This window comes from Rhodoferax sp. (assembly GCF_023700745.1).
Classification (GTDB): Bacteria; Pseudomonadota; Gammaproteobacteria; order Burkholderiales; family Burkholderiaceae_C; genus Rhodoferax.
The window spans coordinates 39,810-60,210 of the sequence record NZ_JAMPYG010000001.1 but is presented as its reverse complement, the minus strand read 5'-3'; the positions used below and the strand labels follow the sequence as shown (position 1 = coordinate 60,210).

20 protein-coding genes are annotated in these 20,401 nt (G+C 60.8%); 6 read left to right on the top strand and 14 right to left on the bottom strand.

Annotated elements, in window-relative coordinates:
• The first annotated feature begins 33 nt into the window (after window positions 1–33).
• From NDJ10_RS00320 to NDJ10_RS00310, 3 genes are all read left to right on the top strand, one after another.
• Window positions 34–1,209 (top strand): ABC transporter permease subunit, encoded by a 1,176-nt coding sequence (locus NDJ10_RS00320; protein WP_296159041.1) that lies wholly within the window; start codon window positions 34–36, stop codon window positions 1,207–1,209.
• A 13-nt stretch (window positions 1,210–1,222) separates the two neighbouring features.
• The gene (locus NDJ10_RS00315) at window positions 1,223–2,326 is read left to right on the top strand and encodes an amino acid ABC transporter permease (protein ID WP_296159039.1); all 1,104 of its coding nucleotides are present in this window, start codon (window positions 1,223–1,225) and stop codon (window positions 2,324–2,326) included.
• Between the two features lie 78 nt (window positions 2,327–2,404).
• Window positions 2,405–3,160, top strand: coding sequence for an amino acid ABC transporter ATP-binding protein (locus tag NDJ10_RS00310; RefSeq protein WP_296159038.1), 756 nt, complete (start codon window positions 2,405–2,407; stop codon window positions 3,158–3,160).
• A 119-nt stretch (window positions 3,161–3,279) separates the two neighbouring features.
• Here the strand turns inward: NDJ10_RS00310 and pmbA are convergent, their stop codons facing one another.
• Window positions 3,280–4,719, bottom strand: coding sequence for a metalloprotease PmbA (gene pmbA / locus NDJ10_RS00305; RefSeq protein WP_296159037.1), 1,440 nt, complete (start codon window positions 4,717–4,719; stop codon window positions 3,280–3,282).
• A gap of 22 nt (window positions 4,720–4,741) precedes the next feature.
• On the opposite strand from pmbA, the gene yjgA reads away from it, so the two are divergent.
• On the top strand, window positions 4,742–5,395 hold the full coding sequence (yjgA, locus tag NDJ10_RS00300; protein ID WP_296159036.1) for a ribosome biogenesis factor YjgA: 654 nt from the start codon (window positions 4,742–4,744) through the stop codon (window positions 5,393–5,395).
• Complete coding sequence (gene mog, locus NDJ10_RS00295) at window positions 5,392–6,006, top strand: molybdopterin adenylyltransferase (RefSeq protein WP_296159035.1); 615 nt, start codon at window positions 5,392–5,394, stop codon at window positions 6,004–6,006. The genes yjgA and mog overlap by 4 nt, the downstream gene beginning before the upstream one ends.
• 54 nt (window positions 6,007–6,060) lie before the next feature.
• Here mog and NDJ10_RS00290 read toward each other — a convergent pair whose 3' ends face one another.
• The 8 genes from NDJ10_RS00290 to NDJ10_RS00255 all read right to left on the bottom strand — a co-directional run bounded on the left by NDJ10_RS00290 (window position 6,061) and on the right by NDJ10_RS00255 (window position 13,677).
• Window positions 6,061–6,306: a hypothetical protein gene (locus NDJ10_RS00290; protein WP_296159033.1), complete on the bottom strand. Its 246-nt coding sequence runs from the start codon at window positions 6,304–6,306 to the stop codon at window positions 6,061–6,063.
• A 29-nt stretch (window positions 6,307–6,335) separates the two neighbouring features.
• The gene (sbcB, locus tag NDJ10_RS00285; RefSeq protein ID WP_296159032.1) at window positions 6,336–7,775 is read right to left on the bottom strand and encodes an exodeoxyribonuclease I; all 1,440 of its coding nucleotides are present in this window, start codon (window positions 7,773–7,775) and stop codon (window positions 6,336–6,338) included.
• 16 nt (window positions 7,776–7,791) lie between these two features.
• On the bottom strand, window positions 7,792–8,127 hold the full coding sequence (locus NDJ10_RS00280; protein WP_296159031.1) for a hypothetical protein: 336 nt from the start codon (window positions 8,125–8,127) through the stop codon (window positions 7,792–7,794).
• 21 nt (window positions 8,128–8,148) lie between these two features.
• Complete coding sequence (locus NDJ10_RS00275; protein ID WP_296159030.1) at window positions 8,149–8,652, bottom strand: GNAT family N-acetyltransferase; 504 nt, start codon at window positions 8,650–8,652, stop codon at window positions 8,149–8,151.
• Window positions 8,653–8,659: 7 nt separating this feature from the next.
• Window positions 8,660–9,991 (bottom strand): phosphoglucosamine mutase, encoded by a 1,332-nt coding sequence (glmM, locus tag NDJ10_RS00270; RefSeq protein WP_296159029.1) that lies wholly within the window; start codon window positions 9,989–9,991, stop codon window positions 8,660–8,662.
• Between the two features lie 37 nt (window positions 9,992–10,028).
• Complete coding sequence (gene folP, locus NDJ10_RS00265; protein WP_296159028.1) at window positions 10,029–10,892, bottom strand: dihydropteroate synthase; 864 nt, start codon at window positions 10,890–10,892, stop codon at window positions 10,029–10,031.
• 72 nt (window positions 10,893–10,964) lie between these two features.
• Entirely contained in the window at window positions 10,965–12,884 is a 1,920-nt protein-coding gene (gene ftsH / locus NDJ10_RS00260) for an ATP-dependent zinc metalloprotease FtsH (protein ID WP_296159027.1), read from the bottom strand.
• 118 nt (window positions 12,885–13,002) lie between these two features.
• The gene (locus NDJ10_RS00255) at window positions 13,003–13,677 is read right to left on the bottom strand and encodes an RlmE family RNA methyltransferase (protein WP_296159026.1); all 675 of its coding nucleotides are present in this window, start codon (window positions 13,675–13,677) and stop codon (window positions 13,003–13,005) included.
• A 22-nt stretch (window positions 13,678–13,699) separates the two neighbouring features.
• On the opposite strand from NDJ10_RS00255, the gene NDJ10_RS00250 reads away from it, so the two are divergent.
• Window positions 13,700–14,173: a YhbY family RNA-binding protein gene (locus NDJ10_RS00250; protein ID WP_296159024.1), complete on the top strand. Its 474-nt coding sequence runs from the start codon at window positions 13,700–13,702 to the stop codon at window positions 14,171–14,173.
• Between the two features lie 10 nt (window positions 14,174–14,183).
• Here the strand turns inward: NDJ10_RS00250 and NDJ10_RS00245 are convergent, their stop codons facing one another.
• From NDJ10_RS00245 to carA, 5 genes are all read right to left on the bottom strand, one after another.
• Complete coding sequence (locus NDJ10_RS00245) at window positions 14,184–14,606, bottom strand: DUF4149 domain-containing protein (RefSeq protein WP_296159023.1); 423 nt, start codon at window positions 14,604–14,606, stop codon at window positions 14,184–14,186.
• Between the two features lie 5 nt (window positions 14,607–14,611).
• Window positions 14,612–15,088, bottom strand: coding sequence for a transcription elongation factor GreA (gene greA, locus NDJ10_RS00240; RefSeq protein WP_296159022.1), 477 nt, complete (start codon window positions 15,086–15,088; stop codon window positions 14,612–14,614).
• Between the two features lie 106 nt (window positions 15,089–15,194).
• The gene (gene carB, locus NDJ10_RS00235) at window positions 15,195–18,497 is read right to left on the bottom strand and encodes a carbamoyl-phosphate synthase large subunit (RefSeq protein WP_296159021.1); all 3,303 of its coding nucleotides are present in this window, start codon (window positions 18,495–18,497) and stop codon (window positions 15,195–15,197) included.
• Between the two features lie 25 nt (window positions 18,498–18,522).
• Window positions 18,523–19,203 (bottom strand): leucine efflux protein LeuE, encoded by a 681-nt coding sequence (gene leuE, locus NDJ10_RS00230; RefSeq protein WP_296159020.1) that lies wholly within the window; start codon window positions 19,201–19,203, stop codon window positions 18,523–18,525.
• Window positions 19,200–20,387 carry a glutamine-hydrolyzing carbamoyl-phosphate synthase small subunit gene (gene carA / locus NDJ10_RS00225; protein WP_296159019.1) on the bottom strand — a complete coding sequence of 396 codons (1,188 nt, stop codon included), beginning with the start codon at window positions 20,385–20,387 and terminating at the stop codon, window positions 19,200–19,202. The genes leuE and carA overlap by 4 nt, the downstream gene beginning before the upstream one ends.
• Window positions 20,388–20,401 lie beyond the last annotated feature (14 nt).

Here is a 20,401-nt window from a genome sequence, read left to right as displayed (position 1 = left end):
TCTTATCCAGCCGCCCCATGGCACCCAAGCACAATGACCCCCAAAATACCGCCCAAAAAAAATAACTGGTCCTGGCGCAGTCAGGCCTTCCGGGGCCTGATTTACCAGGTACTCGCCATGGCGGTCATCGCTGGTGTGGTCTGGTTCCTGGCGCACAACACGCTGGTCAACATGCGGGTGCGCGGTATCCAGAGCGGCTTTGACTTTTTAAGTCAAACTGCCGGTTTTGACATTGGCGAAAGCCTGTACCCATTCGATTCTTCCCGGCCTTATTGGGAAGCCTTCCTGGTTGGTGTCAGCAACACGCTGCGCGTAGCGGTGCTGGGCATTATTCTGGCCACCGTGCTGGGTACTTTGCTCGGTGTCGGCCGTTTCTCGCGCAACGCGCTGGTGCGCGGGCTGTGCCTGTGTTATGTTGAGTGCTTCCGCAACATCCCGGTGCTGCTGCAACTGCTGATGTGGTATGTGATCCTGACCGAGGTCTTGCCCACCTCGGCTGATGCCTGGACACTGGGTCCCCTGTTCCTGAGCAAAGGTGGCTTGAACTACCCGATTCCGGTCTGGGGCACCGGGCAACTTTGGGCGGCTTATGGTCTGCTGCCCGGCTTGCTACTGGGTTGGGTCTACCGTCGCTGGGCCGTCAGGCAGTTTGAAGCCACGGGTCAGCCGCGCAGCATGGTCGTCCTGCCCCTGCTGATTGTGCTGCTGGCCAGCGTGACGGGCTGGTCTCTCGGCGGTGCACCGACTGAATTCAATCGCCCCTTCAAAGGCGATTTTTCGATTGAGAACGGCGGTGCCCTGACACCCGAATTCCTGGCGGTACTGATGGGCCTGACGCTCTATACGGCATCGTTCATTGCCGAAGTAGTACGTGGCGGCATTGCCTCGGTGGCGCGCGGACAGAGTGAAGCTGCCTCGGCCCTGGGTTTGAACCGCCACCAGGAAATGCGCCTGGTGATGCTGCCGCAAGCACTGCGCGTGATCATCCCGCCATTGACCAACCAGTATTTGAACTTGACCAAAAACTCGTCGCTGGCAGTGGCCATCGGCTACCCCGATGTGGTGTCGATTGCCAACACCGCGCTCAACCAGACCGGTCGCGCGGTGGAGTGCATTGCGCTGGTGATGCTGGTCTACCTGATCACCTCGCTGGGCACGTCCCTGTTGATGAACTGGTACAACAGCCGCGCCGCGATCAAGGAACGTTGAAAACGAAGACAGCATGAACACCACTACTTTTCAACCCATTGCGCCACGTCCGGCACCGGTCAATACCGAAGGTCCGCTGGCCTGGGTCAAGACCAATTTGCTGGCCGACTGGAAAACCTCGCTGGCCACCCTTCTCATTGGCGGTGTGCTGTTGTGGCTGGTCCCCCAGATTCTGAACTGGGCCATCATCAAGGCCGTCTGGGTGGCTGACTATGACGCCTGCCGGGTCGATAGGGTCGGCGCCTGCTGGGGCGTGATCACCGAGAAATACCGCATCATCATTTTTGGCCGCTACCCGTTCGAAGAACAATGGCGGCCACTGGTGGCCACCCTGCTGCTCACCGGCCTGCTGGTGGCCAGCTGCATGCGCATGTTCTGGCGGGTCTGGCTGCCGCTGTTATGGCTGGTCGTACTGGCGGTATTTTTTACCCTCATGTATGGCAACACGCTCGGTTTGAGCCGGGTCGAAACCGACCGCTGGGGCGGCCTGCCGCTGACCATTTTGCTGGCCTCGCTGTCACTGGTGCTGTCGTTTCCGATCGCGTTGCTGGTGGCACTGGGGCGACGTTCCAACCTACCCGCCATTCGCAGCTTTTGCACCATTTATGTGGAGCTGATCCGTGGCGTACCCTTGATTTCGGTGCTGTTCATGGCGTCGTTCATGTTTCCGCTGTTCATGCCGCCGGGCGTCAAGATTGATGTGCTGGTCCGGGTGCTGGTGGGCATCACGCTGTTTGCCGCCGCCTACTCGGCCGAGGTGATCCGCGGCGGTTTGCAGGCCGTCCCCAGTGGTCAGGTCGAGGCTGCCGCCACGCTGGGGCTGTCGTACTGGCAAACCCAGCGCAAGATCGTTTTGCCGCAAGCCTTGGCCATGGTGGTACCGGGCATCATGAACAATTTCATCTCCACCTTCAAGGACACCTCGCTGGTAACCATCGTGAGCCTGTACGAATTGACTGGCGCCATGAGCCTGGCGCTCAACTCGGATGCCAACTGGCGGCCCTTCACCATTGAAGGCTACATCTTCATTGCGCTGATCTACTTTGTGTTCTGCTTCTCCATGTCGCGCTACAGCCACTGGGTCGAAAAGCAGGTCAACAAGAGCAAACTTCGATAACTTGCGGGAAAAACCAGAATTTGCGCAGCAAATTTGCTCTGTCCTCGGCCAATCAAAGCAATTCAATCGAGCACTATCATGGTAGAAACTTCCCCCTCCCCCATCATCATCTTTGACAAAGTCAACAAATGGTATGGCAACAACTTTCATGTGCTGCGTGACATTGACCTGACGGTCGCCAAAGGTGAGCGCATCGTCATTTGCGGGCCATCAGGCTCGGGCAAATCGACGCTGATCCGCTGCATCAACCGGCTCGAAGAGCACCAGCAAGGTCTGCTGATCGTAGACGGCACCGAACTCAGCGACGACGTCAAGGCGATCGACCGCGTGCGGAAGGAGGTCGGCATGGTGTTCCAGCAGTTCAACCTGTTTCCGCACCTGACCGTGCTGGAAAACCTGACGCTGTCGCCAATGTGGGTCGGCAAGCTGCCCAAAAAAGAGGCTGAAGAAAAAGCCATGGTGCAACTCAACCGGGTGCGCATTGCCGAGCAGGCCAACAAGTACCCGCTACAGCTCTCGGGTGGCCAGCAGCAGCGCGTGGCGATTGCCCGTGCGCTGTGCCTCAAACCGAAGATCATGCTGTTTGACGAGCCCACCAGTGCGCTCGACCCCGAGATGATCAAGGAAGTGCTGGACGTGATGATTGCCATGGCTGACGAAGGCATTACCATGCTGTGCATCACCCACGAAATGGGTTTTGCCAAAGCCGTGGCCGACCGCGTGATCTTTATGGACCAGGGCCAGATCGTCGAGCAGAACAACCCGCACGACTTCTTCAACAATCCGCAGAGCGAGCGCAGCAAGGACTTTTTGTCAAAAATCCTGGGGCATTAAGACCATCGAACCCAGGTCAGTGCGCCTAGCCAGGTGGGCCCTCCGGGGGGCTGACGATTTCTGGTACCCCAGTATGAGGAAGCCGCCCAGACGGCCTGCCTCGCGGGTTAGCAAGCAAATCAGCTCCCCGCCACTTTCATCTTGTTGATGAGGATTGAGCCCACGGTTTTGGCGCCGTAGTTGTAGGCGTCGGCACCCACCGCCACGATCCCCTTGAGCATGGATTTCATGTTGCCGGCAATGGTGATCTCGTGCACCGGATACACAATGCGGCCGTTTTCCACCCAGAAGCCGCTGGCGCCGCGCGAATAGTCGCCGGTCACGTAGTTGACGCCGCTGCCCATGAGCTCGGTGACAAACAGGCCGGTGCCCAGACGCTGCAGCATGGCGTCGAGGTCATCGCCGGCACGGGTCAGGCGCGAGGTGAGCGTCAGGTTGTGCGAGCCACCGGCATTACCGGTGGTTTTCATGCCCAGTTTGCGCGCCGAGTAGCTGCCCAGAAAGTAGCCCTGCACCTTGCCCGCCTCAACCACGCTGCGCGGCTGCACACGCACGCCTTCGTCGTCAAACGGCGAGCTGCCCTTGCCGCGCTTGATGAACGGGTCTTCCAGAATGTCAATGTGCTTGGGAAACACCGGCTTGCCCAGGCTGTCAAGCAAAAAACTGCTGTTGCGGTACAAGGCACCGCCGCTGATGGCTTGCACAAAGCTGCCCAGCAGGCCAGCAGCCAGCGGCGACTCGAACAGCACAGGGCATTCGGTGGTGGCAATCTTGCGGGCACGCAGGCGGCTCAAGGCCCGCTCGGCGGCATAACGCCCCACAGCCTCGGGTGATGCCAGCTCCAGGGCGTCCCGTTGCGAGCTGTACCAGGCATCGCGCTGCATGTCCTTGCCCTTGCCGGCAATCGGTGACACCGACAGGGAATGCCGCGAGCTGGCATAACCACCGCGAAAACCATGCGTGTGGGCACTGAAAAAGTGCGACTGCTGGGCCGACACCCCGGCGCCCTCACTGTTGGCGATGCGCTTGTCCACGGCAAACGCGGCCGCTTCGGCCTGCAGCGCAATGTGCGCCGCCTGCTCGCTGGTGATGGCCCAGGGGAAAAACAGCTCCAGATCGGTACGTTGCTCCTGCGGTCGGGCAATATCAGCCTCGTCCGGCAAGGCGGCAAACGGGTCTTCGGCAGTGAAACGGGCAATGTCAAACGCGGCCTGTACCGTCTGCTCAATGGCAGCCTGGGAAAAATCGGACGTGCTGGCATTGCCACGGCGCTGGCCCAGGTGCACCGAAATGCTGAGCGATTTGTCGCGGTTGCGCTCCACGTTTTCCAGCTCGCCCAAGCGCGCCGACACGCTCAGGCCGCAGCCCTCTGACGCATGCGCAGCGGCATCGGTGGCGCCCAGTTTTTTGGCATGGGCAATGGCCGAATCCACCAGGCCTTCAAAAAAAGTGCGGCTGTAACTGAAGCCATCGGCCGGGACATCGGCGCCTTTGACGGAAGAGGGAGAGGCTGCGCGGCCTGACTTGGCGGCGCGCTGGGGCGTGTTGGATTTGTTCATAGCGCGGCTATGATACTTGTCTATGTCAAGAAAACTCAAAAAAGGCTATTTCGTGCGTGGTGAGTTCGTCGCCGAGGGCAGCGAACGCGACCTGGAGCTCAAAGCCGAGCTCAAGGGCACCGACGACCAAAGCCGCACCGACCTCAAACGCGAAAGCACCGAGCTGCAAAAGCTGGGCGCCGACCTGCTCGACCTGCGCGCCGATCTGCTGGCGCGCCTGGACCTGTCCGACAAGTTCAAGGACGCCATTGCCGACGCCAAACGCATCACCAACTTCGAGGGCAAACGCCGCCAGATGCAGTTCATCGGCAAGCTCATGCGCAAGCTGGAACCCGAGGTGCTCGAAGCCGTCAAACAGGCGCTTGACGTGCAAGCCAACGGCTCGGCTGCCGACAACCTGTTGCTGCACCAGGCCGAAATCTGGCGTGACCGGCTGATTGCCGAAGACGACGCTGCCGCCCAATGGATCACCCAGTACCCCGGCTGTGACAGCCAGGAACTGCGCGCCCTGATTCGTCAGGCGCGCAAGGACGCCACGCCATCCAAACCCGGCGCCCTGCCGCGCCATGGCCGTGCCTACCGTGAAATCTTTCAGCTGGTACGCGCGCAGCTCGGCGCCATCCCGCCCAACGACGACGGAGCTATCCCATTCAGTCCCGCCAAAGAAGCCTCATGAACACGCCCGTTGCCAACCCCTACCCGCCCGTCAAGATCGGTATCGTGTCGGTCAGCGACCGCGCATCCACAGGCATTTATGTCGACAAGGGCCTGCCCGCGCTGCAAGACTGGCTGGGCCGTGCCCTGAAGAATCCGCTGCAGTTCGAGCCGCGCCTGATCCCTGACGAACAAGCCGCTATTCAAGCGGCGCTGATTGAGCTGGTGGACGCGGGCTGTGCGCTGGTGCTCACCACCGGCGGCACCGGCCCGGCCCTGCGCGACGTCACGCCCGAGGCCACGCTGGCAGTGGCGCACAAGGAAATGCCCGGTTTTGGTGAACAGATGCGCCAGATCAGCCTGAACTTTGTGCCCACCGCCATTCTGTCGCGCCAGGTGGCGGTGATCCGCCAGCAGACCCTCATCATCAACCTGCCGGGCCAGCCCAAGTCCATCGCCGAAACGCTGGAAGGCCTGCGCGACGCCGACGGCAAATCCGTGGTGCCCGGCATCTTTGCCGCCGTGCCCTACTGCATCGACCTGATCGGCGGGCCGTATCTGGAAACCGATGAGGCGGTGTGCAAGGCGTTCCGGCCCAAAACCGCGATCCGGACTTTTCCCGCTACGAATTAACGAATGAAAATGCAGCGTCATTGCGAACGCAGTGAAGCAATCCATGACTTTCGACTACATGGACTGCCGCGCTACGCTTGCAGTAACGATCTCCGTTCTTGATTCATATCGACCTTGCCTCGGCAAGCACTTGGGATCTGAACCTGACAGGCAAATCATATAGTCGCCCGCGCTGCCCGGCGTGGGCACGCCCAGCAACTGGCACAGGTCGATGAAGTGCGCTTGCGCACCCTGGCGTTCGTTGAGGTCAAATCCGGAACCACCGGGGCCCCATTTGGCGATAAAGTCTTGCGGGGTCATCACAACGGTTTGCTTACGGTGGCGCCAGCCTATGCGCGCTGCGGTGCAATCTCGGAGGCGTAGTCGTACAGCGCGCCGAGGATGGCTTCGTCGCGCTCGCTGGCGTTGTCGGCCAGCTTGTCGAGTTCCTCAAACAGGGCGTCGAGCGTCAGCGCGCCACCCTCACCGTCAAACAGGCGTGCCGCGCGATGGGCTTCCCAGGCCTGGGCTTCTTCCGTACTGAGGCTCTGCGGGAAATTACGCGCCCGGTAGCGCCACAGCAATTCGGACAAACGCGCGTCCTCAAAAGCTGGCCGCGCGGTGGCCAGCTCGGTCGGGCTGCAGCGACGCAGGTCGTTGAGGCGGCGGCGATCGGCATTGCCGACAAAACCGCCGTACAGGTCTTCGTCAACATCCACCGGTGCCGCCTCTGGCCTGGCAAACACCTGCGCCCAGATGGCGCTCATGTCGGGCAAATCACGGGCGGCAGCCGCATGCTGTAGCTGGGCCGCCAGGTCGATGCCCCAGCGCTCAGTCATGGCCGGGCTCAGCACCTTGAGGTTGCTCATGACCATCGGCGACTTGTTGAGGTGCACCGACTTGACCGGCAGGCGGCGCATGCCTTCGGGCAGATCTACGGATTTGCTAAACAGGCGCAGGCGGATCTGCTCGGCATTCAAAGTTGCCAGCTCGGCCGGATCAAAGGCCAGGTCCCAGGCCAGCAGCTCATTTTTATTGGCCGGGTGCATGGCCAGCGGCCACATCAGTGCGACACAGCCGCGCTCGGGGGCAAACATGCCTGAAATATGCAAAAAGGGTTTGGCATGGGTCAGGCTGGTGGGCAAACCCAGCTCGGCCATGACCCGGTCTTTCTTGTGCAGCCCGAAACAGAAATCAAACAGCTTGGGCTGCGCCGTCTTGATGAGCCGCGCCAGAGCGATGGTGGCCTGCACGTCGCTCAGGGCATCGTGCGCAGCGGTGTGCAGCAAGCCGTTGGCAGCGCTCAGATCGGTCAATTTGAAGCTGGGCTTGCCGTCGGCTTTGACAGGCCACTGGATGCCGTCCGGGCGCAGCGCATAGGCGGTACGCACCACGTCGAGCAGGTCCCAGCGGCCGCAGTCGTTCTGCCACTCGCGCGCATAGGGGTCGATCAGGTTGCGCCAGAGCATGAAACGCGTGATCTCGTCGTCAAACCGGATGGTGTTGTAGCCAACACCCACGGTGCCAGGTTCGCTGAAGAGCTGCTCGATCTGCGCGGCAAACTGGTATTCGGGCAGGCCTTTTTCCAGGCACTCCTGGGGTGTGATGCCGGTGATCAGGCAGGCTTGCGGCTCCGGCAGGAAATCGTTGGCGGGCTGGCAGTACAGCATGACCGGCGCACCGATCGGATTGAGGTCTGCGTCGGTGCGAATGGCGGCAAACTGCGCCGGTCGCGTCTGCCGGGTGTTGGCCCCGAAGGTTTCGTAGTCGTGCCAGAGAAAAGTGTGCATCAGGGTGAGTTCCGGGTCAGTCGAGCTTGGGCTGGTCGCTGTGGGAGACGTCGAAACCATCGGCCACGTAGGCAGGCCCCTTCATCAACCAGACGATCACGCAGCCAAAGGACACCGTCACCACGGCCGTCCAGATCAGCACAGCCAGGCCAATCATGCCGAAATCGAACAACTGAATATGGCGCTCAACCTCGGCCGCCGTGCCCTGGGTGTAAAACAGCCGCGCCAGCCCCGACAACAGCAAGGGCAACAGCGTGCCCAGCAGCAGCACGCGCGGCATCATGCGCAGCAAACGCAACTCAAAACCGTAAGGAGTGCGCTGGTAACCGGGGAGTTTTTTGAGCCAGTTCATGGGGCAGCAGGATCAAAAAAATCAAAGCCACTTATGCATGAACTGCGCCTGACCCATGGCCGGGTCGAGCTGGTAGTTGTCAAAGCCCAGCCGCCGGTACAACTTTTGGGCGGGCGCATTGCCTTCCAGCACTTCAAGGGTGAGCTTGCAGGCACCGCGCGCACGCGCCAGTTGCTCAACCAGCCCCAGCATCTGCTCAGCCACACCCTGCCCCCGGTGCGACGCCACCACCACCACGTCATGCACGTTGACCAGCGGCTGGCAGGCAAAGGTGGAAAAGCCCTCGACGCAGTTGATCAGGCCCACCGGCAGGCCATCCGATGCCTCGTCAAAAGCCAGCACACTGAACATAAATGGCCGGGCCGCCAGCGCTTGGGGCAGGTTGGCCTTGGCAAAATCAGACAGGGGCTCAGCCCCGCCCATGGGGTCGCGGGCATAGCCGTCCAGCAAGTCCAGCAGGGCCTGCATGTGCTGCGGGTGGGCGTAATCGGCCTGGCACAGCGTCAACGAAGGTGTGTTTGTCATGGGCCCCTCAAACGCTGATGGTGTTGGCAATGCGCTGGGCACAGGCTTTGGCCTGGGCCGGGTCACGTGCCTCGACCATGACCCGCACCAGCGGTTCGGTGCCGCTGGCGCGAATCAGCACCCGGCCGTTCTGGCCCAGCTCGGCTTCCACGGCACGCGTTTCGGATTCCAGCATGGCGCTGTTTTGCCAGTCCTGCCCGGGTTTGAGCCGGATATTGATGAGCGTTTGCGGAAACAGCGTGACACCGCTGAGCAACTCGGCCAGCGGTTTGCCGCTGCGCACACTGGTTTGCAGTACCTGCAAGGCAGAAATCAACCCGTCGCCGGTGGTGTGCTGGTCCAGCGCCAGCAGGTGGCCCGAGCCCTCGCCGCCAAGCAGCCACTTGTTTTTTTCCAGTTCTTCGAGCACGTAACGGTCACCCACCTTGGCACGCACCAGGGGCACGCCGCGCGCCTGCAGAGCCAGCTCCACCGCCATGTTGGTCATGAGCGTGCCCACCACACCGGGCACCGCTTCGCCGCGGCGCAGCCGGTCATCAACCATCAGGTAAAGCACTTCATCGCCATTGAACAAGCGACCGTGGGCATCGACCATCTGCAAGCGGTCGGCATCGCCGTCCAGCGCAATGCCGACGTCGGCCCGGTGCGCCTTGACGGCTGCGATCAGCGCCTCGGGGTGGGTGGCACCAAAGCCCTTGTTGATGTTCAGGCCATCCGGTGAACAACCGATGGCGATCACCTCGGCACCCAGTTCATGAAACACCTTGGGGGCAATCTGGTAAGCGGCGCCATTGGCCGCATCGACCACGATGCGCAAACCCCTGAGCGTCAGGTTGTTGGCAAAGGTGCTTTTGCAAAATTCGATGTAGCGACCGGCAGCGTCGTCCAGGCGTCGTGATTTGCCCAGGTTGGCGGAATCCGCCCAGACCGGGTCCTGGCGCAGCGTGGCTTCCACGTCACGCTCCCAGGCATCGGGCAACTTGGTGCCCTGCGCGCTGAAAAACTTGATGCCATTGTCTTCAAACGGATTGTGGCTGGCGCTGATGACCACGCCCAGCGAGGCGCGTTGCGCCCGTGTCAGGTAAGCCACCCCCGGCGTCGGCAGCGGGCCGAGCAGCACCACATCGACACCGGCCGAGTTGAAGCCACTCTCCAGCGCGCTTTCCAGCATGTAGCCCGAAATACGGGTGTCCTTGCCAATCAGCACCGTGGGTTTGGCCTCATGGCGCTTGAGCACACGGCCGACAGCATGGGCCAGCTTGAGCGTGAAGTCTGCCGTGATGGGCGCTTGTCCGACGGTACCGCGAATGCCGTCGGTACCAAAATATTGCCTTGTCATTGTTATGCCTTCACCTGATTCAAAATTCAAACAGCGGCTATCTTATCGCCTCCAGCACCCGCAAAACTTGCACGGTTTCCTTGACGTCATGCACCCTGAGCACCGTAGCGCCACGCTCGGCGGCCAGCAGCGCCGCTGCCAGGCTGGGCGCCAGACGTTCGGTGGCCGACAGGCTGGCATCGGGATGACGGTGCGGCACCATGCCCGCCAGTGACGACTTGCGCGACCAGCCCGCCAGCACCGGGTAACCCGCTTGCAGCAACTCGGCCTGGCGTGCCAGCAAGGCAAAATTTTGGGCCACCGTCTTGCCAAAGCCAATGCCGGGGTCCAGCATGATTCTGGCCTTGTCCACACCCTGTGCGTGGAGGTCTTGCGCCGATTGCACCAGGAAGTCTCGCACCTGCGGCAGCACATCGCCTTGCATGGGCGCGACTTGCATGGTCTGGGGTTCGCGGTGCATGTGCATCAGACAGACACCGCAGTTGGGGTGCGCCGCCACGACCGCTGTGCCATCCAGACTCCCCGCCCCGCCTTCCTGCCAGCGCAGGGCCCAGATATCGTTGATGATGTCGGCGCCGAGGTCCAGCACGGCCTGCATGACCCGTGGTTTGTAGGTGTCCACCGAGACCGGAACACCCCATTGTGTCGCCTCGCGCAGCACCGGGATGACACGGGCCAGTTCGTCTTCGAGGCTGACCGGCGGCGCCCCGGGTCGGGTGGATTCGCCGCCAATGTCCAGAATGTCGGCACCGTCACGGATCAGTTGCTCGCAGTGTTTCAGTGCCGCCAGCGTGGCGTCATGCTGGCCACCGTCCGAGAACGAGTCGGGCGTGACGTTGACAATGCCCATGACTTGGGGTCGTGTCAGGTCAATTTGATAGCGGCTGGTCTGCCAATACATGGTCACATCCTTGTTGGATCGTTGATGGGTCAAAAAAAACGGGGCCGCAGCCCCGTTGTTGGTGTTTTCCGCTCAGGCCGCGTGAGGGGCTGCATCCGGATTGACGGCGGGTGTGCCGCCGCTGCCGGTATCCGAGTTTGAGGCTGGCATGCGTGGCGACCAGTCCTTGGGCGGCCGGGGTGGCTTGCCGGCCATGATGTCGTCCAGCTGGTCGCTGTCGATGGTTTCCCACTCCAGCAAGGCCTTCGCCATGGCGTGCATGTGTTCACTGTGTTCTTCGATCAGGCGGCGCGCCAGGGCGTATTGTTCGTCGATGATGCGCCGCACTTCGGCGTCGACCTTCTGCATGGTTTCTTCGCTCATGTTGGTGGTCTTGGTGACAGAGCGGCCAAGGAAGACTTCGCCCTCGTTCTCGGCATAGACCATCGGCCCGAGCGCTGCCGTCATGCCGTAGCGCATGACCATGTCGCGGGCGATGTGGGTGGCACGTTCGAAGTCGTTGCTGGCACCGGTGGTCATCTGGTTCATGAACACTTCTTCGGCAATGCGGCCACCAAACAGCATGCTGATCTGGTTCAGCATGTACTCCTTGTCGTAGCTGTAGCGGTCCTGTGCCGGCAAGCTCATGGTGACACCCAGCGCGCGGCCGCGCGGAATGATGGTGACTTTGTGCACCGGGTCGCACTTGGGCAGCAGCTTGCCGATCAGGGCATGGCCCGACTCGTGGTAAGCCGTGTTGCGCCGCTCGCTCTCGGGCATGACCATGCTCTTGCGTTCCGGTCCCATCAAAATCTTGTCCTTGGCTTTCTCGAAGTCCTGCATCTCCACGGTGCGGGCATTGCGCCGCGCTGCCATCAGGGCTGCTTCGTTGCACAGGTTGGCCAGGTCGGCACCCGACATGCCGGGTGTGCCACGGGCAATCACGGCGGCGTTGACGTCCGGGCTCAAGGGCACCTTGCGCATGTGCACGTTCAAAATCTGCTCGCGGCCACGGATGTCGGGCAGCGTCACATAGACCTGGCGGTCAAAACGACCCGGACGCAACAGGGCCGCATCCAGGATGTCAGGACGGTTGGTAGCAGCCACCACGATCACGCCAACATTGGTCTCGAAACCGTCCATCTCGACCAGCATCTGGTTGAGGGTTTGCTCGCGCTCGTCATTGCCTCCGCCCAAACCGGCACCGCGCTGGCGGCCGACCGCGTCAATTTCATCGATGAAGATGATGCAGGGCGCGTTTTTCTTGGCGTTGTCAAACATGTCACGCACCCGCGAGGCGCCAACACCGACAAACATTTCCACAAAGTCCGAACCCGAGATGCTGAAAAACGGCACCTTGGCCTCGCCGGCAATGCTCTTGGCCAGCAAGGTCTTGCCGGTACCCGGCGGGCCGACCAGCAGCAAACCACGTGGGATCCGGCCACCGAGCTTCTGGAATTTGGCGGGATCTTTCAGGAAGTCCACCACTTCCTTGACTTCTTCCTTGGCTTCGTCGCAGCCTGCCACATCGGCAAAGGTCACGGTGTTGGTGTTTTCATCAAGCAGGCGCGCCTTGCTCTTGCCAAAACTGAAGGCACCGCCCTTGCCGCCGCCCTGCATCTGGCGCATGAAGTACACCCAGACACCAATCAGCAGCAGCATCGGGCCCCAGCTGACCAGCAGGGTCATCAGGAGGGAGCTTTCTTCGCGCGGACGCACGTCGAATTTGACGTCGTTGGCAATCAGATCCCCGACCAGCCCGCGATCAAGGTAAGTGGCGGTGGTGCGGACCTTGCGGTCATCAACGGTGACCGCAATGATTTCGGTACCGCTTTGGCCTTCCTGGATAACGGCGCTTTTGATCCGGTTGCCGCGAACTTCTTCCAGAAAGTCGGAATAACCCAGATAGCCAGCCCCGGCCGCCGGACGCGTGTCAAATTGTTTGAAGACGGTGAACAACACCATCGCAATGACCATCCAGACCGCAATTTTTGAAAACCATGGATTGTTCAAGCAAAACTCCAGTAGAAATACATTCGATCAAATGCCATAAAAAGTGGCTCAATTCTAGGCTGTTCAGCCTGCCCTTTGGCAAGTCCCATCAGCAGCAGCCACAGCGACAACAAGGAATTCAGGGGTTTTTCAAAGTCAGACCGATCAAAAAGGTCTCCGCAGACTTGTCGCGCGAGGCTTTAGGCTTGATGCGCTTGACCGTGACGAAGGTGTCCCGAAAGCGCTGGTACAGCGTGTCGTAACTGCCGCCATGAAACACCTTGGCCACCAGCGCCCCTTCGGGTTTGAGGTGGTCTTGCGCAAATTCCAGCGCCAGTTCAATCAAATGCTCAATGCGCGCCGCGTCCGCCGAGCTGATGCCCGACAAATTGGGCGCCATGTCGGAAATCACCACATCGGCCAGTTGGCCCTGCATGTGCTCTGCCAATTGCGCCAACACGGCATCCTCGCGTATATCACCCTGGATGAACAGCACGCCTTCAATCGCCTCCATCGGCAACAAGTCAAGCGCAATGATGCGACCATTGAGCTCGCCCGCGGCCGCGCCGCCACCGGTGGCTGATTTGGGCGACAGCTTGCGCCGTACATACTGGCTCCAGGCCCCCGGGGCCGAACCCAGGTCCACCACCAACTGGCCCGGCTTGATCAGGTGCAGGGTGTCGTCAATTTCCTGCAGCTTGTAGGCTGCCCGCGCCCGGTAGCCGTCCTTTTTGGCGAGCTTGACGTAGGTGTCATTGACATGGTCATTGAGCCAGGCCCGGTTGACCTTGCTGCTTTTAACTGCTGATTTCATAGTTCTCACCGATAATACTGTTATGTCTCAAATTCAACTGACCCCTGCCGAACGCAAAGTTCATCGCGCCGAAGCCCACCACCTCGACCCCGTGGTCATGGTCGGTGGCGATGGCTTGACCGCTGCCGTCAAAAAAGAAGCCGACGCCGCGCTCAAGGCCCATGGCCTGATCAAGGTACGCGTTTTTTCTGACGATCGTGCCGCTCGCGAAGCCATGTTTCAAACCCTGGCCGACGAACTGAACGCCGCCCCAATCCAGCACATTGGCAAACTGCTGGTGCTGTGGCGGCCGCTGCCCGAGCGCGAAAAAACCGCTGACGAAGACCGCAAGCCCGGCCCGCGCGATGTCAAAGTGCTCAAGTACAGCACCCGCGGCGGCCAGCGTCCTGAAGTCAAAACCCTGCGCGTGCTGGGCAACCAGCGCCTGACCTCAGGCGGCCAGGTGAAACGCTCCAAGCCCAAGCAGGTCAGCATCAAGAAACGCAGCCAGGGCTGATAAGTTGCCCCTAGCCCTGCGTCCGGGTCATCTTCCAGAACGTCACCCCGGCGCACAGCCATTGCAGCGCAAACATCGCGCTGCCAACACTGTGCCAAAGACGTAAATTATCCCGGCTCACAATTCTGGGGGCAACCGCAAATTCCGACAGTAGCGCCAGCAACACCCCAAGCATGATGAACATCATGGCGGACTGCAAGCGTCCGGTCGTGGGCTGCCCCTGGCTCGACCGGCTCAGCAACAGCAAGAACAGGCCACAGCCGGTACCGAGCCAGGTTTGCGCGGTGAACAATTTGGCCGCCATGCCACCCGCCAATGCCGGGCTGGGCAAATGCACAAACAGCAAAGGCACGACCACTGCGCCCAAGGTGGTCAGACTGCCCCACCACAAGGCGGCCAGCCAGGGTGCCAAAGCCTGAAAACGCGCAGCCATTCCGATCAGATATAGCTGACCGCCACCACTTCGTAGTGGCGCAAGCCACCGGGCGCCTGCACCTCAGCCGTGTCGCCTTCAAGCTTGCCGATCAGGGCGCGTGCAATCGGGCTGTTAATGTTGATCAGACCAAGTTTGAGGTCCGCCTCGTCTTCGCCGACGATCTGGTAAGTGACTTTTTGGCCGGATTCTTCGTCTTCGAGCTCCACGGTGGCACCAAAAACCACTCGGCCATCGGCATGGAGCTCGGTCGGGTCGATGATTTGCGCCGCCGAAAGCTTGCCTTCGATTTCCTTGATGCGTCCTTCGACAAAACCCTGTTTGTCCTTGGCCGATTCGTATTCGGCGTTTTCGCTCAGATCACCCTGCGCGCGCGCCTCGGCGATGGCGTTGATGACCGCTGGGCGCTCAAATGCCTTGAGTTGATGCAACTCGGCTTTGAGTTTGTCAGCACCACGTTTGGTAAGGGGAAGGGTCGCCACGTCAAGCTCCGTGAAAATGAAAGGTCACAAAATGAAACCGCCGAACGTTGCCGTCCGGCGGTATGGATTGAATTATGCCGCGAATATGCGGCTGACAGGCAAAGGTTTACCCTGCGTTCAATTGCGCATGCATCTCCTGCACAGAAATCACATCGAGCGCATCCATGTAGCGCATGCCCTCCACCGCCGCCTCTGCGCCGGCAATGGTGGTGAACGTGGTGACCTGGGCCAACAGCGCCGAGGTGCGGATCTGGCGCGAATCGGCAATCGCGTTGCGACGCTCTTCGACCGTGTTGATGACCAGCACAATCTCGTTGTTTTTCAGCATGTCAACAATGTGCGGACGCCCTTCGGTGACCTTGTTGACGACGCCACAGGGCACACCGGCGGCATTGATGGCAGCAGCCGTTCCCTTGGTCGCCACCACGCTGAAATTCATCGCCACCAGCGACTTGGCAACGTCGATAGCCCGCAGCTTGTCATTGTTCTTGACCGACAAAAACACTTTGCCGGAAGGCTCGCCGTTGGCCATGAAAGGCCGTGGCAACTTGCTGCCCGCGCCCATTTGCGACTTGACGAAGGCTTCGCCGAAGGTCTTTCCGACGCCCATGACCTCACCGGTGGACTTCATCTCGGGCCCCAGAATGGTGTCCACACCCGGGAACTTGACGAACGGGAACACGGCTTCCTTGATGCTGAAATAAGGCGGATCCACCTCGCCACTGATGCCCTGCGAGGCCAGCGTCTGACCAACCATGCAGCGTGCCGCCACCTTGGCCAGTTGCACGCCCGTGGCCTTGGAGACAAAAGGCACGGTGCGCGAGGCCCGCGGGTTGACTTCAAGGACAAAAATCACATCCTTGCCGTCCAGGTGCTGAATGGCAAACTGCACGTTCATCAGACCTACCACGTTCAGGCCATGGGCCATGGCGGCGGTCTGGCGCTTGATCTCTCGCACTGTTTCGGCAGACAGGCTGTAGGGCGGCAGCGAGCAGGCTGAGTCGCCACTGTGCACGCCGGCCTGTTCAATGTGTTCCATGACACCGCCAATGTAGGTTTGCCCGGTGGCGTCGCGCACGCAGTCCACGTCGCACTCGATGGCATCGTTCAAGAATCGGTCCAGCAGCACCGGCGAATCGTTGCTGACCTTGACCGCCTCGCGCATGTAGCGCTCCAGGTCGCGCTGCTCGTGCACGATTTCCATGGCGCGGCCACCCAGCACGTAGCTCGGGCGCACCACCAGCGGGTAACCCAGAGCAGCGGCTTTCTCCAAGGCTTCGGCCTCGGTGCGCGCGGTGGCGTTGGGTGGCTGGCGCAATTGGAGTTCGTGCAACAGCTTCTGGAAACGCTCGCGGTCTTCTGCGGCATCGATCATGTCGGGGCTGGTGCCGATGATGGGCACGCCATTGGCTTCCAGGTCGAGCGCCAGCTTCAGAGGGGTCTGACCGCCGTACTGGACGATCACACCATAAGGCTTTTCCTTGTCGACAATTTCCAGCACGTCTTCGAGCGTCAGCGGCTCGAAGTAGAGGCGATCCGAGGTGTCGTAGTCGGTGGAAACGGTCTCGGGGTTGCAGTTGACCATGATGGTCTCGAAACCGTCTTCGCGCATGGCCAAGGCCGCGTGCACACAGCAGTAGTCAAATTCGATGCCCTGACCGATGCGGTTCGGGCCGCCACCAAGCACCATGATTTTCTTGTTGTTGGTGGGTGCCGCTTCGCACTCGGAGCCCTCGGCCTCATAAGTGGAGTAGAGGTAGGCCGTGTTGGTGGCGAATTCAGCCGCGCAGGTATCGACCCGTTTGTACACCGGGCGCACGCCCAGGGCGTGGCGGCGGGCACGCACCGCGGTGTCGCTGGTCTTGAACTGCTTGGCCAGGCGGCGGTCGGAAAAACCCTTTTGCTTCAAGGCGCGCAGCGTGGCTGCATCAATTGCATCCAATGCCGTACCCACGGCAGGCTGCGGCAGCTGCTCGATTTCAAGTTCGATTTTGACGATTTGTTCGATTTGCACCAAAAACCAGCGGTCGATCTTGGTGAGTTCAAACACCTCGTCCACGCTCCAGCCGGCAGCAAAGGCGTCGCCCACGTACCAGATGCGGTCGGGCCCGGGTTCGCCGAGTTCGCGCTCCAGGATTTCGCGGTCCTGGGTTTTTTCGTTCATGCCGTCGACGCCGACTTCAAGGCCACGCAGGGCTTTCTGGAACGACTCCTGGAAGGTCCGGCCCATGGCCATGACCTCACCCACGCTCTTCATCTGGGTGGTCAGGCGGCTGTCGGCAGCGGGGAATTTCTCGAAGGCAAAACGCGGAATCTTGGTGACCACGTAGTCGATGCTGGGCTCAAAGCTGGCCGGCGTGGCTCCCCCGGTGATCTCGTTCTTGAGTTCGTCCAGCGTGTAACCCACCGCCAGTTTGGCCGCCACCTTGGCAATCGGGAAACCCGTGGCCTTGGAAGCCAGCGCACTGGAGCGACTGACGCGTGGGTTCATCTCGATCACCACCATGCGCCCGTCCTTGGGGTTGATGGAGAACTGCACGTTGGAGCCACCGGTATCGACGCCAATCTCGCGCAGCACCGCCAGCGACGCGTTGCGCAGAATCTGGTATTCCTTGTCGGTGAGGGTCTGCGCCGGTGCGACCGTGATCGAGTCGCCAGTGTGCACACCCATCGGGTCCAGGTTTTCAATCGAGCAGACGATGATGCAGTTGTCGGCGGTATCGCGCACCACCTCCATCTCGTACTCTTTCCAGCCGAGCAGCGACTCTTCGATCAGCAACTCGTTGGTGGGCGAGGCTTCGAGGCCGCGCTTGCAGATCACGACAAATTCTTCGGGGTTGTAGGCAATGCCGCCGCCGGTGCCGCCGAGCGTGAAACTGGGGCGGATCACGGTCGGGAAGCCTACCGTTTTTTGCACTGCCCAGGCTTCGTCCATGCTGTGGGCGATGCCCGAACGCGCAGAGCCCAGACCAATCTTGGTCATCGCATCCTTGAACTTGAGGCGGTCTTCGGCCTTGTCAATCGCCTCCGGCTTGGCCCCGATCAACTCAACGGGCAAGCCGGTGGCCGCACCCGTGTACTTGGCAAGCACGCCGTTGTGCCAGAGGTCGAGCGCGCAGTTGAGCGCGGTCTGGCCACCCATGGTCGGCAAAATCGCATCCGGACGCTCCTTGGCGATGATTTTTTCGACCGTCTTCCAGGTAATCGGCTCGATATAGGTTACATCGGCCGTGGCCGGGTCGGTCATGATCGTGGCCGGATTGCTGTTGATCAGGATGACCTTGTAGCCTTCTTCACGCAGCGCCTTGCAGGCTTGCACGCCGGAGTAGTCAAATTCGCAGGCCTGGCCGATGATGATCGGACCTGCGCCAATGATGAGGATGCTTTTGATGTCAGTGCGTTTTGGCATGTTGAAGGACGACTCTTTTGATTTATTAATTCAGGCTGGCGGTGGCCAACTTGGCCCCAAACCACAGAAACAGGCCGCCCACCAGGCTTGACAGCCCGGCCGACAGCTTTTTACGCTGCGCAAAACCTTGTGCCAGTTTGGCCCCGGTGAAGATCAGCACCGACAGATACAGAGCGCTGAATGTCATCAGGATGGCGCTCAAAATCAAAAATGGCACTTCTGGATGGGCATAACTGGTGTCGATGAACTGGACAAAAAACGACAGCAAAAACAGAATTGCCTTCGGATTGAGCAGGCTGATGACAAGGGCGCGCCGAAACGGACGCTGTAAATGTGCGGTGTTGGCGGGGCTTGTGCGATGGGCGTCATTTCTCTCGCTGCCCATCAGCTCGGGCTGTGCACGCAAACCGGCAACGGCCGCGCGCAGCAGATTAAATCCGACCCACGCCAGATAAGCTGCGCCCACGTACTTGACCACCATGAACATGGCCGGGTAAGTGCGCAACACGCCGGCCGCGCCCAACGCGGTGCACAACAGCAAAATGGTGTCGCCCGCAAACACGCCGTAAGCGCCCTGGAATCCGGCGCGCACGCCGCGTGCAGTCGCCACCGACAGTACGTACAGTGAGTTGGGCCCGGGCAGCAAGACAATGCCAAAGGCACCAATCACATAGGTCCACAGGTCAGTGACACCGTAAAAACTCATCCGCGTGACTCCATGGCGGTGATGAAGCGATCGAACAGGTAGCCGATGTCATGCGGGCCGGGTGAGGCCTCGGGGTGGCCCTGGAAGCAGAAAGCCGGCTTGTCGGTGCGTTCCAGACCTTGCAAGGTGCCGTCGAACAGGCTGACATGGGTGGCACGCAGATGGGTCGGCAGGCTTGCTTCATCCACTGCAAATCCGTGGTTCTGGCTGGTGATGCTGACACGGCCGCTGTCCAGGTCTTTGACCGGATGGTTGGCGCCGTGGTGACCGAACTTCATCTTGAATGTCTTGGCGCCGGAGGCCAGCGCCATGATCTGGTGCCCCAGGCAAATACCGAAGGTCGGGATGCCGCTGTCGATCAACTCGGCAACGGCGGCAATGGCGTAGTCGCAAGGCTTGGGGTCACCGGGGCCATTGCTCAAAAAGATACCGTCGGGCTGGTGTTTGAGGGCGTCCTCTGCCGAGGTCTGCGCTGGCACCACGGTGACTTTGCAGCCACGCTGGGCCAACATGCGCAGGATGTTCTTTTTGACGCCAAAGTCATAAGCGACCACGTGAAAACGTGGCGCGGTTTGTTCGCCGTACCCAGCGCCGCCACCGAGCGCCGGGTTGAATAGCTCCCACTCGGTCTGCGTCCATTCATAACCCGCTTTGGCGCTGACCACCTTGGCCAGATCGGTACCCGCCATGTCCGGCGCCGACCTGGCCAGGGCAAGCGCCCGGTCGATCACCGCCTGCGTCACCACCTCACCGGCGGCCAGGGCCAGAATGCAGCCGTTTTGCGCGCCTTGTGTGCGCAGTTGGCGCGTCAACTGGCGAGTGTCAAGGTTGGCAATCGCCACCGTGCCCTGTTCACGCAAATACGCATCGAGCGCCTGACTGGAACGAAAGTTGGACGCCAGCAAAGGCAAGTCCTTGATGATCAGGCCAGCGGCATGGACGCGGTCAGACTCGACATCCTGCGCATTGACACCATAGTTGCCGATGTGCGGATAGGTCAAGGTGACAATTTGCTGGCAGTAACTGGGGTCGGTCAGGATTTCCTGGTAGCCGGACATGGAGGTGTTGAAAACCACCTCCCCCACCGTGGAACCCGTGGCCCCGATGGAATTACCAAGATAGAACGTGCCGTCTGCGAGCGCCAGAATGGCCGATGGGGTATTTCCCTTGAGAGACAAAAGCACTGGGTTCTCCGAAA

Coding starts and splice junctions, on each gene's coding strand:
- NDJ10_RS00320 (WP_296159041.1), top strand. CDS start 34: ATGACCCCCAAAATACCGCCCAAAAAAAATAACTGGTCCTGGCGCAGT.
- NDJ10_RS00315 (WP_296159039.1), top strand. CDS start 1,223: ATGAACACCACTACTTTTCAACCCATTGCGCCACGTCCGGCACCGGTC.
- NDJ10_RS00310 (WP_296159038.1), top strand. CDS start 2,405: ATGGTAGAAACTTCCCCCTCCCCCATCATCATCTTTGACAAAGTCAAC.
- pmbA (WP_296159037.1), bottom strand. CDS start 4,719: ATGAACAAATCCAACACGCCCCAGCGCGCCGCCAAGTCAGGCCGCGCA.
- yjgA (WP_296159036.1), top strand. CDS start 4,742: ATGTCAAGAAAACTCAAAAAAGGCTATTTCGTGCGTGGTGAGTTCGTC.
- mog (WP_296159035.1), top strand. CDS start 5,392: ATGAACACGCCCGTTGCCAACCCCTACCCGCCCGTCAAGATCGGTATC.
- NDJ10_RS00290 (WP_296159033.1), bottom strand. CDS start 6,306: ATGACCCCGCAAGACTTTATCGCCAAATGGGGCCCCGGTGGTTCCGGA.
- sbcB (WP_296159032.1), bottom strand. CDS start 7,775: ATGCACACTTTTCTCTGGCACGACTACGAAACCTTCGGGGCCAACACC.
- NDJ10_RS00280 (WP_296159031.1), bottom strand. CDS start 8,127: ATGAACTGGCTCAAAAAACTCCCCGGTTACCAGCGCACTCCTTACGGT.
- NDJ10_RS00275 (WP_296159030.1), bottom strand. CDS start 8,652: ATGACAAACACACCTTCGTTGACGCTGTGCCAGGCCGATTACGCCCAC.
- glmM (WP_296159029.1), bottom strand. CDS start 9,991: ATGACAAGGCAATATTTTGGTACCGACGGCATTCGCGGTACCGTCGGA.
- folP (WP_296159028.1), bottom strand. CDS start 10,892: ATGTATTGGCAGACCAGCCGCTATCAAATTGACCTGACACGACCCCAA.
- NDJ10_RS00255 (WP_296159026.1), bottom strand. CDS start 13,677: ATGAAATCAGCAGTTAAAAGCAGCAAGGTCAACCGGGCCTGGCTCAAT.
- NDJ10_RS00250 (WP_296159024.1), top strand. CDS start 13,700: ATGTCTCAAATTCAACTGACCCCTGCCGAACGCAAAGTTCATCGCGCC.
- NDJ10_RS00245 (WP_296159023.1), bottom strand. CDS start 14,606: ATGGCTGCGCGTTTTCAGGCTTTGGCACCCTGGCTGGCCGCCTTGTGG.
- carB (WP_296159021.1), bottom strand. CDS start 18,497: ATGCCAAAACGCACTGACATCAAAAGCATCCTCATCATTGGCGCAGGT.
- leuE (WP_296159020.1), bottom strand. CDS start 19,203: ATGAGTTTTTACGGTGTCACTGACCTGTGGACCTATGTGATTGGTGCC.